This is a genomic window from Waterburya agarophytonicola KI4, from assembly GCF_020640915.1.
GTDB lineage: Bacteria > Cyanobacteriota > Cyanobacteriia > Cyanobacteriales > Xenococcaceae > Waterburya > Waterburya agarophytonicola.
In genome coordinates this window covers 82441-97062 of the sequence record NZ_JADWDC010000006.1, presented here as the reverse complement: position 1 = coordinate 97062, position 14622 = coordinate 82441, and the positions used below count along the sequence as shown (strand labels likewise).

The 14622-nt window shown below is 39.0% G+C and carries 13 protein-coding genes; 8 read left to right on the top strand and 5 right to left on the bottom strand.

Annotated elements, in window-relative coordinates:
- The 5 genes from I4641_RS03960 to I4641_RS03940 form a co-directional block, all read right to left on the bottom strand.
- Nucleotides 1–988, bottom strand: a 988-nt coding sequence (locus tag I4641_RS03960; RefSeq protein WP_229639167.1) for a sulfotransferase family protein, incomplete at its 3' end; no start/stop codon positions are given.
- A gap of 63 nt (nt 989–1051) precedes the next feature.
- A complete protein-coding gene (locus tag I4641_RS03955; protein WP_229639166.1) occupies nt 1052–1927 on the bottom strand; it encodes a sulfotransferase family protein in 876 nt (291 codons plus the stop codon).
- Between the two features lie 107 nt (nt 1928–2034).
- Nucleotides 2035–3225, bottom strand: a complete 1191-nt coding sequence (locus I4641_RS03950) for a Coenzyme F420 hydrogenase/dehydrogenase, beta subunit C-terminal domain (protein ID WP_229639165.1) — start codon at nt 3223–3225, stop codon at nt 2035–2037.
- A gap of 213 nt (nt 3226–3438) precedes the next feature.
- Nucleotides 3439–3987, bottom strand: a complete 549-nt coding sequence (gene infC, locus I4641_RS03945; protein WP_229639164.1) for a translation initiation factor IF-3 — start codon at nt 3985–3987, stop codon at nt 3439–3441.
- 103 nt (nt 3988–4090) lie between these two features.
- Nucleotides 4091–5134 carry a hypothetical protein gene (locus tag I4641_RS03940; protein WP_229639163.1) on the bottom strand — a complete coding sequence of 348 codons (1044 nt, stop codon included), beginning with the start codon at nt 5132–5134 and terminating at the stop codon, nt 4091–4093.
- 356 nt (nt 5135–5490) lie between these two features.
- Between I4641_RS03940 and I4641_RS03935 the strand changes: the two genes are divergently transcribed.
- The 8 genes from I4641_RS03935 to I4641_RS03900 all read left to right on the top strand — a co-directional run bounded on the left by I4641_RS03935 (nt 5491) and on the right by I4641_RS03900 (nt 14606).
- Nucleotides 5491–6570 (top strand): Gfo/Idh/MocA family oxidoreductase, encoded by a 1080-nt coding sequence (locus I4641_RS03935; protein WP_229639162.1) that lies wholly within the window; start codon nt 5491–5493, stop codon nt 6568–6570.
- 180 nt (nt 6571–6750) lie between these two features.
- On the top strand, nt 6751–8481 hold the full coding sequence (locus I4641_RS03930; protein WP_229639161.1) for an iron uptake porin: 1731 nt from the start codon (nt 6751–6753) through the stop codon (nt 8479–8481).
- 193 nt (nt 8482–8674) lie between these two features.
- The gene (locus I4641_RS03925; protein WP_229639160.1) at nt 8675–9865 is read left to right on the top strand and encodes an NAD(P)/FAD-dependent oxidoreductase; all 1191 of its coding nucleotides are present in this window, start codon (nt 8675–8677) and stop codon (nt 9863–9865) included.
- Nucleotides 9866–9881: 16 nt separating this feature from the next.
- A complete protein-coding gene (locus I4641_RS03920; RefSeq protein ID WP_229639159.1) occupies nt 9882–11063 on the top strand; it encodes a 1-acyl-sn-glycerol-3-phosphate acyltransferase in 1182 nt (393 codons plus the stop codon).
- Between the two features lie 24 nt (nt 11064–11087).
- The gene (locus tag I4641_RS03915) at nt 11088–11804 is read left to right on the top strand and encodes an HAD-IA family hydrolase (RefSeq protein WP_229639158.1); all 717 of its coding nucleotides are present in this window, start codon (nt 11088–11090) and stop codon (nt 11802–11804) included.
- Nucleotides 11805–11871: 67 nt separating this feature from the next.
- Nucleotides 11872–12762: an Hpt domain-containing protein gene (locus I4641_RS03910; protein WP_229639157.1), complete on the top strand. Its 891-nt coding sequence runs from the start codon at nt 11872–11874 to the stop codon at nt 12760–12762.
- A 95-nt stretch (nt 12763–12857) separates the two neighbouring features.
- Complete coding sequence (locus I4641_RS03905; RefSeq protein WP_229639156.1) at nt 12858–13127, top strand: hypothetical protein; 270 nt, start codon at nt 12858–12860, stop codon at nt 13125–13127.
- 123 nt (nt 13128–13250) lie between these two features.
- Nucleotides 13251–14606, top strand: coding sequence for a 16S rRNA (cytosine(967)-C(5))-methyltransferase (locus I4641_RS03900; RefSeq protein WP_229639155.1), 1356 nt, complete (start codon nt 13251–13253; stop codon nt 14604–14606).
- Nucleotides 14607–14622 lie beyond the last annotated feature (16 nt).

Here is a 14622-nt window from a genome sequence, read left to right as displayed (position 1 = left end):
CTGCATCTTTGGACTGTAGCTGTTGTTGAATTTGAATTAATTCTGCATCTTTGGACTGTAGCTGTTGTTGAATTTGAATTAATTCTGCATCTTTGGATTGTAGCTGTTGCTGAGTTTGAGTTAAATGAGTTTCTGTCTGCTGCTTTTGAGTTGATGTTTGTTGAAAATCAATCCAATCTTGTAGAATCCAAGACTTGCAGGTTGAATCTACAGCTAAAGCCTCAGGGTGGACAGAATTATCTCCATCATTTTGTTCTTGGAGTCGATCATATAAATCGATCGCCTGGGGAAAAAATTTGACAATTAAAGCCTGACGATAGTGCTTTTTATCATCAACCGTGAATAAAGATGGTTCGTAAATCGATTCGGGCGATCTCAGTTTTAACTTCCATTTTTGCTCGATCGAATTCACAATTAGCTCGGGATGACGAATAATACCAGTAATATCTAGTAGCAAACATTGCTCTGGTTTTCTCTGATAAAAATCTAAAATTGCCTGATTATAAATGCACCATTGCTTTACTGCAAAATTAGGATTTTTCCTGAAAATAACATCTCCTCGACGAAACAAAGAATCCACAACTTCCCAAGGAGAACGATAAACAAAAATATATTTAGCATCGGGAATCAATTCCGACCAAAAATTCAAAAACAAGGTAGTGCGGGGATCTTTCCAACCCCAAATATCTTTATTTTTTCTGGCTGAAATTAAATTTTGGGCAATAGTTAAATACTGTTGTTGCACCTCAATCGAATCCTGTTCTGTCCATCCTGCAATACTAATTCCTTGGGATTGCAGCACATTTTGATGAAATTCCACAAAATCCAGATCCTCAAAATGCCCTTTGATATTTCCCGTATTTGCATCCATAAGGCGATCGCCAATATCGATTCCTGCATTTTGTAATAAGGATGCAGTTAGAGAAGTTCCAGAACGGTGCATTCCCGCGATAATGATTGCAGATTGATGTTGGAGAGTATTGGTCATTACTTGCGTCTTGTATATTTATTTAATAAATAAAAAAGATTTATTCACTAGTAATGATAGTCATTACTGAGTTATTGTGTGCCTTAGCTTCGACCAATATCTAGTAGTTTTGATCTTCTTAATCGGTCTATCTAGCCAATTTTGCCAAAACCAAGGTACGGTACGCGATTTTTTTGCTAAACAGACAGTTGTATTTTCAATTAGAGTAGCGCAACCATGAAGTTGTAAATAAAGCTGAAAAGCTTGAAAAAAATACTTTTGTACTAATTTTGCTTGATATAAATTTACACTACTTTTTTTAAACAATGAGTCATCATAAAGGTTTTTTGGCGATCGCAAATTCAGGGATAGCTTTTGATTAACCGCATCAACAATAAATTGGGGATTTTCGATCACATCTTCTATTCTCAATAAGATCCAGGGTTGAGATGTCCTAGAGCAAAAATGCAAAATTTTTTGATTATAGTTAATCCAAGTTCTAATTGCTATTTCAGGATTGGTTTGAAATAAAGCATCTCCACGACGATATAAAGAATCGGCTACTTCCCAAGGGGAGCGATAAATAAAAATATATTTAGCATCGGGAATCAACTCCGACCAAAAATCTAAAAATAAAGCGGTACGGGGATCTTTCCAGCCCCAAACCAAATGCTCGTTGCGTTGTTCAATTAGATCCCTGGCTTTTTCGAGATACTTTGGTTGAATCTCTTTAGAGGTATTGTCGATCCAGCCTTCACTGCATACTCCCTGAGATTGTAAAATACTTTGATGAAACTCAGCAAAATCTAGATCTTCAAAATGTCCCCTAGGGTTACTCAAATTATCCCCTAAAAGGCGATCTCCAACAAAAATCCCCGCGCTTTGCAATAAAGAAGTAGTTAAAGATGTTCCAGAACGGTGCATCCCCGTGATGACTACTACATTGCGATTATTCCCCATCTTTGTTTTTATAGTTCCAAATTCTCATCCAAAACTTACACTTAAATTTATCGTCATATTGATAAGAGTTAAAGCAATTAGGACAGTTTAATCGATCGCCTTTTAATTTAGTCTGGTAGTTTGTATTGTGAAACTATTTTCTTGGCATATTCAGGGACGTGAGATGCTAATTTCTGGGGATAGTTGCGCTTGAGATAGAGATAGTTGCGAGTAAAGTGGGAATCAATCGAAAAACGAGCATATTCCAGTCCCTTTGGACCAATCCGTTCGATAACTACTCCCATCATTTTAGCTGCCCACATAGGCAAAGTAACTCCCTTATCGTAAGCAGGAATACTCTGTTGTACGGCATTAGAGCGATCGCCTTGAGACATGACGGGTTGAGTATTTAACTGCTCTCGAACTAAATCTAGCATTTCTTTGCCCGTATCATTGCGCACGACAATCCATTGCCAACCAAAAGGCGCGCCCATATAGCCTACAACTAAATCCGCCAAAGAATTGACATAATCAAAGCAACTCATACAAGAAGGTGCAAAAACATCTTTGAGTTTATTGGTTTTTAAGCCAAAGAAAGGAACTTTTTCAATCGAACCATCTTCGTGCTTGAAGTGAATGCGAAAGTCTTGCATAAATTCATAATGCACAACGGTTTCGGGGGATCTACTGGTGGTATTTAAAAACTTTTGCAATCCTTCTCGGCTGACATTATCAACACAAGGCGTACCAAGAATATATAATTTTTCTAAGCCCAATTCTTTTTCGACAGCTCTTAATGCCTGAATCTGACAGCCCACCCCAATTACCAACAGGCGTTTCATGCCAGATTGTTCGATTTGTTCTAAAACGTTGAGATTGGGGGATAAAGTTGGTTTATTGACCTTGGCAGCCAATACCTCTTCAGGAGTTCGAGCAATGATGGGCATCGGTTGAAAACGATCTTCTGCTGTATTCTGGACGCAGACTACCCCTTCAACCATTTTACGCTCTAACATTTCACAGGCGATCGTACTGACAATACCCGTCCACTGCGCCCCTTCTATGGGTTCTTTTTTGCGAGCAGCAATCATTTCTTGGTTAACACCAAAATAGAGATCGAGGTCGTTATCTAAGTCGCGACTGCGATCGTGAGCAACTGTTTCTAACTCAGCAATTTGCTGATTGAGAAAAGCACAAGCTTCCTTGACATAGTGAACGTAGTAAGTATCGCAAAGTCCACATTCACTACAAAGCTCTTTTGCTGGGCGACGGCTACCTGGTTTTAATGCCTTCGCTTTTGAGTGGGGAGAAACAGTCATATAAGAATAAAATTTATTGATTGCAATTTTAGGTAATAATTTTCACACTAAGGCAATACTTACGACCCTTTATAATTATTGCAAGATTTTGTAATAAAAAATATGTTCTCGGCTCAGTCAGCAATTTATAGTTAGAGCATTGACCCCAAACCTACGAAAACAAAAAAGAGCAAGAAAAACTCGCTCCCATCAAACCGATCGTACTCGACAGAGTTATTCTGGAGCTATGGTGATATACATCAAGCTTCTACTTCTAAAGTTTTGTTCGTAGACTTTAGCAACATCAGAAAGCTGACCGACAATTTGTTCTAGTTTGTCTTTGCCTAAATGAACAAAGGCTCGTTCTCGCCCTCTAAATCTCATGGAAAATTTCACTTTGTTGCCATCGGATAAAAAGCTGCGAGCGTGTTTTAGTTTTGTTTGAATATCGCCAGTATCGGTACGATAGCCAATCTTTAATTCTTTGACTGCATTATCTCGCTGATTTTTCTTGGCTTCAGACTCTTCTTTTTGCAGTTGATATTTGTATTTACCGTAATCAATCAACTTACAAACTGGTGGAGAAGCTTTGGGAGCTATTTCAACCAAATCCAGGTCTTGCTCTACTGCTAAGGCTAGTGCTTGTTCTAAAGGTTGAATTCCTATTTGCTCGCCGTTACCGTCTACGACTCTGACTTCTTGGGCTCTGATTTTTTGATTAATTCTATGTTTGTCTTGGTTTTGTAATGGTCTATTAAACTTGTTTCTGCTCGCTCTTCTCAAAAGATGCTCCTAACGCTAGTATACATTCACAGTATAGCTAGTTATCAGTAAGATCGATCGCCAATCAGTAAAAGCGATCGATTTTAATATCTTCCCTTGTCGATCAAAATTGGTAAGAAATTCCCAAAGACACTACAGGATAAATATCAATAAAAGCCAAATCATCTTCAATTTCTGCAACTTCATCGTCTATTTCCTCATTTACTCTCGCTTCTACTTCTGCTCTTTGTGCTTCGGGTAGATTTTGATTAACATTGGGAGTCACTTCAATTTCAGGGGATCCGCCAAACATTACCCCCAGATTAAACCAAAATCCCAACCCTTTATTGGCTGCTACCGCATTACCCCAACCAATTCCCAAATAAGGAGCAACATCGCGAGTAACTTCGATATCTACATCCACAGATCCCAACTCATCGGCATTAAAAATAACGTCGCCGACTTCAATTTGTTCGTCAACGGTAGCTGTCCCTTCTATATCGTTACTGCCAAAAATCAAACCACCACTTAATTTAAACCCAGAGCTTTTAAAAGGATGAATATCAGCTATGGTAGAAACATTAAATAGACTCAAATCTACATCATAATTGGCACTAATATCAGAAGAGTCATCTTCAATTTCAAAACCAAAACCAAAGGTGTTGATGCCCACTCTAGCGTTGATCTGAGGGATGATTTTTCTTACTACGTGACCGCCCAAACCTAAGGTACTAATCTCTGGGACAATTGCCCAACCAGATTTTTGCCCGTTGCTATCGCTACTACGGTTGCTACCTTCTGGTGGTGTCGGAGGGGGAACGGGTACGGGAATAGAATTAGGTCTAGTTTCTATACCAGGAGTAGTTCCTCGACATTTGGAATTATAAGGAAAATCTTGACAAAATTTTTCTAAATCTAATTGTCCTAACTGATAATTCCTAGTTTCGATATCGGTAAAATATTTAGATAATTCTACTGGCGATAGCAAGTCGATCGCTTTGGTAGAAATTCCTGCTGATTTTGGCAAGGAAGCAACATTTAATCTTTGAAGATCGGTACTATCTCCCCCTATCTTTTGGGACATAGCTGGCTTTGCTGCGATCGCCATTATCCCCCAACTTATTCCTAATAAAATTAAGTCATATTTGCTCGTTCTAAATTTATTCATCTCACACACTCCAATGCAGATCGATAAATTGGAATAATTTTATGATTCCAATTTGATTGGTTTTCTCAGCAAGACTAGCATTGAAACCTAATGACTGCCATCTCATACTACTTTTTAACGATTAATATTGCTCGCCACGTATAAATATCATAAATATGTTGTTTGATCGTTAACTGCAAAAATACATGAAGATAGATTAAGATACACAAAATTATAAAAGTGCTAAAAACATACTTAACTAATTTTAGATTCACTTATTAAGTAATGTGTCTGTGATAGTATCTGGGTGATTCGGTCAAACTAAATATTTTAAATTTTACAGATCGAGATTTAATGGTGGAGGAGTCAGTAAAAACGTGCAATCTAATCTTTCTAGGCAACCGCATAATAAAAATTATAAGCACAAGTCACAACCCCTAAAAATGGGAGTGATTGGAGTGGGTAATATGGGGCGACATCATGCCCGTATTTTAAGTTTATTAAAAGATATCGAACTAGTAGGAATATGTGATTCTAATTTGACCAGAGGCATTGAAATCGCCAGCCAATATCGAACTCATTTTTATGAAAACTACGAAGAATTATTACTTCAGGTAGATGCAGTTTGTATTGCCGTTCCGACTAAGCTACATCACGAAGTAGGTGTCAAGTGTCTTGAGGCTGGAGTTCATATTTTAATTGAAAAGCCTATTGCAGCATCCATTGCCGAAGCAGAATATTTGGTTAACCTAGCAGCCGAAACAGGCTGTATTCTACAAGTCGGTCATATTGAAAGATTTAACCCCGCTTTTAGAGAATTAAGCAAAGTAATTCAGACTGAAGAAATCTTGGCATTAGAAGCCCGTCGTTTGAGTCCTTATTCTAATCGTGCTAATGATGTTTCTGTAGTCTTGGATTTAATGATTCATGATATCGATTTATTATTAGAATTATCTGGATCTTCTGTGGTTCGTTTAACCGCTAGTGGCAGTACTTGCGATGATTCGGGCAATTTAGATTATGTTACTGCCAATCTTGGTTTTGCTAATGGTGTAGTGGCTACTCTGACTGCTTCCAAAGTAACTCATCGCAAAATTAGATGTTTATCAGCCCATTGTAAGAAGTCTTTGATTGAAACTGATTTCCTCAAAAATGAAATTCTGGTTCATCGCCACCAACAAGACGATGGACAATTGAAAGAACAACCAAAAACGCTCTATAAACAAGATGGCATTACCGAAAAAGTTTATACCAGTAATGTCGAACCTATATATGCTGAAATCGAGCATTTTGTAAATTGCATCAAAGGAGGAGAACGCCCTTCTGTTGGTGGAGAACAAGCACTCAAAGCATTACGTTTGGCTAGCCTGATCGAGCAGATGGCTTTAGATGGCAAAATCTGGCATTCTCCCAATGGGACAGAAAAAATTGATTCCCCAACTATGTCGATTCTTTAGCACTATTTAAAGCCAAAATGCAGTTTGAGCATGCTAAGTATTCTTAAACTGCGTTTTTAATTGAGTTTTAGTATTAAAAATCACAAAAATAAAGTCTCAGTCATATAAGAATAACGGCAATACAGCAGCAAGATAACTCGTACTGGTGTGTTTTATTTTTAGGTGTGAGGAAAAATTAAGATGATGAAAATCAAGCATCCAATTCTGCTTGGTATGGCTGTCTTTATTTCAACAGCAGTATTTTCAGGAAATGGTAGTGTCTCTGCTGGGGAAATAGACCTATCCAATCCAGATGCGATCGGCAACTATGCAGATTTCAACGATTCTCTAGAAGATAATTTAAATGATGCAGCGACCCCCGTCAATTCTTTAGAACAAGTTACCAACGTTAATCAATTAAGAGATGTTGCTCCAACAGATTGGGCTTATGAAGCTTTACGCTCTCTTGTAGATCGCTATGGTTGTATTTCAGGTTTTCCCAATCAAACTTACCGTGGAAATCAACCCTTAAGTCGGTATGAATTTGCTGCTGGTTTAAATAGCTGCCTCAATCAAATCGAACGCTTAATTGCTTCTACTGATTCTTCTGCTGATGAAGACTTAGAAACAATTACAAAGTTGAGCCAAGAATTTGAGGGAGAATTAGCAGCTTTAGGAGGCAGAATCGATGAAGTTGAAAGCAAAACTGCCCTCCTCGAAGATAGTTCTTTTTCTACTACTACCAAACTAGTGGGAGAAGTCGCTTTTACCCTGGCTAATGCTTTTGGCGAAGAACAAGCTTTAGGTTTAGAAGAGAATCCCGATCTAGATTCTGAAGTAACTTTTACTGATAAAGTTCGTTTGACTTTTGTCAGCAGTTTTACAGGAAAAGATCAGTTATTCACTCGTATAACTGCGGGAAATATTGATAATTCATTTCAAAATGAAACTGGTACGAGAGAAGGGCGTTTTGCCCACGACGGGCCAGCAGGTAATAATGTTGTAGTCGATCGCTTGCACTATAGTTTCCCTGTAGGAGAGAAGCTAAAAGTAACGGCAATGGGTGTCTTGGCTGCTCACCATTTTTATGCTGAAGTATATAATGATGGTCTAAACACTGGTGGTGGTGCTACGGGTGCTTTAACTCGTTTTGGTGAAAGAAATCCTCTATATCGTCAAGGTATAGATCGTTTTTCCGCGGGTGTTGGTGCCAAATTTACGGTCAACGATTTTCTGGCGATTTCTGGCGGTTATATAGCTCCTAATGGTTCAGATCCTAGTACGACTAACGGTCTTTTCAATGGTAGTTTTTCGGCGTTGGGTCAAATTGAATTAACTCCATCAGAATCCTTAAAGATTGGTCTGACTTACGTTCGTGGCTATGACAACGAGCAAGCTACTCTAAATGATGAAGATGCTCCAGATTTCAGAGGCTCTTTCCTTTGGGGCGGTACGGGTACTAATGCTGCTAACTTGAGAGGAGCTACTAACGTTGCTGTTGGCACATCTCCCTTAGCAACCAATTCTTTTGGCGCACAAGCTCAATTTGATATTACTCCCAAATTTAGTCTTCGAGGTTGGGGGGGCTACACTACTGCCAATATAATTAATGGAGGCGATGATGACGATGGTTCGGCAGATATTATTAACTTTGCAGGGGCTTTAGTTATTTCGGATCTCATCAAAGAAGGTAGTATGGCAGCATTGATTGTGGGAGCAGAACCTTATTTGAGTTCGATTGATGCCAATGGCGATGACACGGATGAAGAAATTGCTGATGATATTCCTCTTCACGTAGAAGCATTATATAGATTTAACTTGAACGACAATATTTCTATTACCCCTGGGGTAGTTTTTCTATCTAATCCCAATCAAAATAGCGACAATGATAGTATCTTTATCGGCGCGCTAAGAACTACATTTGCCTTCTAAAACTTGAGGCAACGGCTACAAAGAATAGACAACATACGATAAACAAAATAATTGGGATTGAAGATCGAGTCATAAATAGGGCTAGAACTTTCAGTCCCTTTTTTTGTGCTTCTGCCTCAAAATCCAGACTTAGCTAAAATTAAAATAAATTAAGCACCATAGTTGACTCGTTGGCGCGAGATAAATATCTGTTATGAGCGAAAAATCGCGTATATGTATTGTGGGCGGAGGCTTCGGTGGTTTGTATACTGCCTTGCGTCTGTGTGAATTTCCGTGGAAAAACGAGCAAAAACCAGAAATAACTCTCATCGATAAAAGCGATCGCTTTTTGTTTTCGCCTCTGTTATACGAACTAATCACAGAAGAGATGCAAAGCTGGGAAATTGCTCCTCCTTTTGCCGAATTGTTTGCCAACACGGGTATTATTTTCCATCAAGGTGTTGTGACTGCTATCGATATTTCAGCCAAACAAGTTTCTTTGGCAGACGATACCACAGTAGATTACGATAAATTAGTTTTGGCGACGGGAGGCAAAACCCCCGTAGATATAGTGCCAGGGGCAAAAGAACACGCTCTACCATTTCGTTCTCTCAATCATGCTTATCGTCTTCAGGAAGAATTGAGATTATTAGAACAAGCTAACCCCGATAAAATCAGAGTGGCGGTAGTAGGAGGTGGCTACAGTGGGGTAGAATTGGCGTGCAAGCTGGCAGATCGTCTCGGCGAAAAAGGTCGCATTCGCATCATAGATCGAGGACAAGAAATTCTGGAGGATAGTGCGAATTTTAACCGCGAAACTGCCATCAAGGCTTTGTCAAAAAACCAAATCTGGCAAGATCTAGAAACAGAAGTTGATCGCGTTGAAGCTGATAGTATTTCTCTGACTTATAAAGGACAAACTGATACTATTCCCGTTGATTTAGTATTGTGGACTGTGGGCAATCAAGTTGCAGGGTTGGTTGAAGATCTTCCCCTGGCAAAAAACGAGGGAGGATTGCTTAAAATACAACCAACTTTGTTAGTAGAAGGTAGAGATGATATCTATGCCTTGGGGGATGTGGCAGATTGCTACGACGAACATGGCAAACCTCTCCCCGCTACGGCGCAAGTAGCGTTTCAACAGTCTGATTATTGTGCTTGGAATTTGTGGGCATCAGCAACCAATCGCCCCTTATTATCCTTCCGCTATCAGCCTTTAGGTGAAATGATGACTTTGGGTATAGATAATGCTGCAATCAACGGTTTAGGTTTAAAATTAGATGGCTCTTTTGCCTATATAGCTCGTCGTCTGATTTATCTTTATCGTTTGCCAACTCTCAAACATCAGCTAACAGTAGGACTCAATTGGATTACTCAACCCATAGTTGAGCTATTATCTTCTTAATTTAAGAAAATATCATATGTCTGAAGCAAAGTTTTTGCCGCCAAAGCAAAATGCTTTATTAACTCGTTTGATTCAAAGTATTTTTTATCTAGTGATGTACTTTGTCTATCAAATTAAATTAGAAGTTAGCGATCGCGATATTGCTCTACTCAAAGAAATAGACAATCAAAGAGTAGTCTATTTGCCCAATCATTCTAATCTAGATGATGGTTTGGTAATGTTTCTTTTATCAGCCCGTTTGGGGCAATTGCTGCACTACATCGTTGCTTATGAGGCATTTAGTGGCTTTGTCGGCTGGTTGATGCAGGCTGTGGGGGCTTACTCTATTCGACGGGGTATGGGCGATCGCCTTAGCATCGTCCATACTTTAAAAATTCTTCAGCAACCCAAGTGTAAATTAGTGGTTTTTCCCGAAGGGGGTTGTTCTTATCAAAATGATACTGTGATGCCTTTTCGCACGGGGGGGATTGAATTGGCTTTCAAAGCGATCGCCAAATTAAGCAAAAAACAAAGCACTATCCCCGATTTGTATTTTGTTCCTGTCAGTATTAAATATTGTTATCTAGGAAATTGGGATCGGCAGATCGCTCAAAGTCTGGGGGAATTAGAAACAGCTTTGTCTATTCAACCAACTAGCGATGATTTATACTCCCGCTTGAGGGGAGTCTCTGCCAAAGTCTTAACTAACTTAGAAACCGAATATCACATAACCCTCCAAATTGAATCAGACTGGAATCAAAGAATTGCTAATCTAAAACAACATTTGTTAAATTACTGCGAAGAGCGACTGAAAATAGCTCCTGCAACTCAATTACCCAATCGAGAGCGAGTATATAAAATTCAATCAATCTTGGCAGATGCGATCAAGTCAAATTCCTCACCAGAGTTAGATTATCAACATCTCAAGTTAACTACGGTTAGACTGCTTAATTTCGATGCAATTTATGATGGTTACGTTGCTGATGAACCGACCAACGAAAGATTTTTTGCTACCTTAGATAGACTAGAAAGAGAAGTATTTCAAATCGATCGTCCAAAACCTAAAGGATTACGCCGAGTTCGAGTCAAAATCGATTCGCCGATCGCCGCACGAGAATATTGGCAGCACTATCAAGCAGATTCTACTCAAGCGATCGCTAACCTAACTCAAAGAATTCAACAAAAAGTACAGGCTAATCTTAATTCATCCAGACATTAATTATTTTCATTTTTCATCGCAATAATGAAACCGCAATTATTTAACGATTCTTTACCCAAAGTTATTTTTTTCGATGCCATGGGTACTTTATTCGATCTCAAAAGTAGCGTAGGCGAAATATATCAACAATTCGCGCTCAAATACGGCGTAGAAATAAATGCGATCGAGCTTAATAATGCTTTTGTAGATAGTTATCAAGCTGCTCCAAGTTTAGCATTTCCTACTACCGAATTAGATACTCTGGTTAGACAAGAATTTATTTGGTGGAAAAATATAGTTCAAAAAACCTTTGAGCGCGTAGAAGTATTGGATCTATTCAGTGATTTTACTGAGTTTTTTCAAGAGTTATATTACTATTTTGCCAGCGAACAACCTTGGTATATTTATCCCGATGTTATTCCTTGTTTACAATACTGGCAAAAACAAAAAATTCAATTAGGAATTATTTCTAATTTCGATAGCCGCTTGATAACAGTACTAAAAGCTCTCGATCTAGAACATTTTTTCACTAGTGTTACCATTTCTTCGAGCGCAGGTTTTGCCAAACCAGATCAAGACATATTTCAGATTGCTTTAAAAAAACATGGTTTTACTGCTCAACAAGCATGGCACATTGGAGATAGTAAAAATGAAGATTATTTAGGGGCAAAAAACATGGGAATTCACGCTTTTTGGTTAAACCGAGATGGTCATTCATTGAATCTTGAAAATCAACTACCCAATTTAAGTAGTCTGGGATAAACTTGTGTTTATATATTGCTTTATATAGACACTTTTACTAAGTTAAAGGAAACGGGGGATATAAGCTTTGGACACAGCTAATCAGCAAAGAATTCTAGGATATTTTATCGAAGAAGCGAAAGAACATCTTCAAACTTTAGAACAAGGTATTTTACAGCTAGCTACATCTGTCCGTGATGCAGAAACCGTCAATGAAATGTTTCGGGCTGCTCATTCGGTGAAAGGCGGGGCAGCTATGTTGGGGTATACCAGTATTCAAAAAACCGCTCATCGTCTAGAAGATTCGTTCAAAATTCTCAAAGATAATCAAGTCGATGTCGATCAAAAACTAGAGTCGCTTTTTCTCAATGGATACGATCATCTACAAGATCTGATCGAACGTTTAGAAAGCTCTGCCGATTTCAGCGATAGCGATGCAGTAGAAATTCTGGCACAAGCAGAATCGAATTTCGCAGTTTTAGATAAATATCTCCAGCAATTATTGTCTGGTGGTTCGTCTGATGGTGCTAGCCTTAATCAGCAAGTAACTACGATCCTCAAACAAATGCTGCAACAATTTAAGCAGTCAGATACTCCAGAAAGCCGACAAAAACTACATATCGCCTGTAACAAACTAGGAGAGATCGCTCCTAACGAAGCAAATTGGCAAACATTAGTCGCTACCACTCAAAAGGCAATCACTAACAAAAAGTATCCCTATGCCACCATTGCTCAAGTAGTGATTAAAGAAATTAAACAGGCTGGAGATTTTTTAGATTCTGGACAAATCAGCAAACTCGCTCCTAGCAAAAACTTACAACAGCTAGCTGCTACTGCGGGTGGAACATCTTCGAGTGCTTCTGCTGGATCTACTATAACTATTTCTAGAGATCCTCAAGAAGCAGCCTTAACTCTGTTGAAGAATTTCAACAAACAGCAGATTATGCAAATGTTTCAAATTATCAAAACTCGTCTTTAAGTTGTCAGGGGCGATCGATACTTTGATTAAGTAAAATAATATATGTCATAATAAATGCTTATAATCTAATTTAGATATATTATTCACTGCCGACTGTGTTGCAATCTACTGTTGATTTTGCCAGTGTATTCAAGCCATTTATGCTCCAACTGCGTTTTGTTGGTGCTTATTTTTTGTTGGGACTGGTGGGCTGGAGCTTAGCTAATTTTGTTATGGATGTAGTAACTGTAGGGAAAAAAATGCACCAAATTCCCTGTACCAAATGTCGTTTTTTTACTGGAGATTATCGCCTCAAATGCACGGTAAATCCCCATTTTGCCAATACAGAGGAAGCGATCGGCTGTTCTGATTATTACCAAACTTAGGTAATGCACTAGTTTGTCCAACTTTTCTCTTTGAGTTTGATGTGGCAATGTCGACGATCGCGTCTATGGTCTAAGGTAATAAATGTACAATGAGTAGGGCAAAATTTTGTACTTATCTACTGCATGGCATCTATTCCCAATTCCCGCACCTTAGCTTTTCTGGCACTCAAGAATATTTATCAGAAAAAAGCCTACACCGATATCGCCCTGAACCGTGCAATTAAATCTGTAGGGAAATCCATCGCAATTAGCCAGCCAGAGCGCAGTTTTGCTTGCGAGCTAGTTTATGGTACTTTACGCCGTCAGCGTACCTTAGATGCCCTAATAGATTTATTAGGTAAAAAGAAAGCTAACCAGCAACACCCAGATTTACGCATTATTTTGCACTTGGGTTTGTATCAGTTACGGTATTTAGATCGCATACCCTCTTCCGCAGCGGTAAATACTAGTGTTGAGTTAGCTAAAGAAAACAGTATTGCTAAGTTAGGAGGTGTAGTCAATGGTTTATTGCGGGGATATATACGCCAAGCTGAGTTAGGCGATCCCCTAAAACTACCAGCAGATCCCATTGCCAGATTGGGTATATTACATAGTTTTCCTGACTGGATGGTGGAAATCTGGCTAGAGCAATTACCAATAGAAGAAGTAGATCGATTGTTAGCTTGGTTTAATCAATCTCCCAAATTGGATTTACGAGTAAACATTCTCAAAATTACGATCGCCGAGGTAGAGACGGCATTTAAAGCCCGTGGAGTAGCTGTTACTCGGATACCAGGAGTACCCCAAGGATTGAGATTAGAAAGCGCGGGAGCAATTACTGATTTACCTGGATACAAACAGGGTTGGTGGGTAATTCAAGACAGTAGCGCGCAGTTAGTATCCCATTTGCTCGATCCTCAGCCTGGAGAGACGATTATCGATGCTTGTGCAGCACCAGGGGGTAAAACAACCCATATAGCTGAATTAATGGGAGATAAAGGACGAATTATTGCTTGCGATCGCGATGCCAAACGTCTGCATAAAGTTCGAGAAAACGCAGCTAGGCTAGAGTTGCGATCGATTAAAATCCAAGTTGAAGATAGTCGCGATGTAGAAAATTTTATTGGTGTAGCAGATCGGGTATTGCTAGATGCGCCTTGTTCGGGTTTGGGAACATTACACAAACGCCCCGATATTCGTTGGCGAAAAACTTTGGAGTCTGTAGAGGAACTTTTTCCTTTGCAACAAGAACTATTAGAACAAGCTGCTACTTGGGTGAAACCAAAAGGAGTTTTGGTCTATGCTACTTGCACTCTTAATCTTTCGGAAAATGAAAAAATAGTAAAATCGTTTTTGGAAAATTACCCAAACTGGAGTATTCAGTCTCCCCCCAATATGATGCCCAAAAACTTGGCGATGTCGAATGGTTGGATTAAAGTATATCCACATCTAGAGGATATGGATGGATTTTTCATGGTGAGATTAGTACGAGATAGGTGAGATGCTGACACAAAAC

Coding starts and splice junctions, on each gene's coding strand:
- I4641_RS03955 (WP_229639166.1), bottom strand. CDS start 1,927: ATGGGGAATAATCGCAATGTAGTAGTCATCACGGGGATGCACCGTTCT.
- I4641_RS03950 (WP_229639165.1), bottom strand. CDS start 3,225: ATGACTGTTTCTCCCCACTCAAAAGCGAAGGCATTAAAACCAGGTAGC.
- I4641_RS03940 (WP_229639163.1), bottom strand. CDS start 5,134: ATGAATAAATTTAGAACGAGCAAATATGACTTAATTTTATTAGGAATA.
- I4641_RS03930 (WP_229639161.1), top strand. CDS start 6,751: ATGATGAAAATCAAGCATCCAATTCTGCTTGGTATGGCTGTCTTTATT.
- I4641_RS03925 (WP_229639160.1), top strand. CDS start 8,675: ATGAGCGAAAAATCGCGTATATGTATTGTGGGCGGAGGCTTCGGTGGT.
- I4641_RS03920 (WP_229639159.1), top strand. CDS start 9,882: ATGTCTGAAGCAAAGTTTTTGCCGCCAAAGCAAAATGCTTTATTAACT.
- I4641_RS03915 (WP_229639158.1), top strand. CDS start 11,088: ATGAAACCGCAATTATTTAACGATTCTTTACCCAAAGTTATTTTTTTC.
- I4641_RS03900 (WP_229639155.1), top strand. CDS start 13,251: ATGGCATCTATTCCCAATTCCCGCACCTTAGCTTTTCTGGCACTCAAG.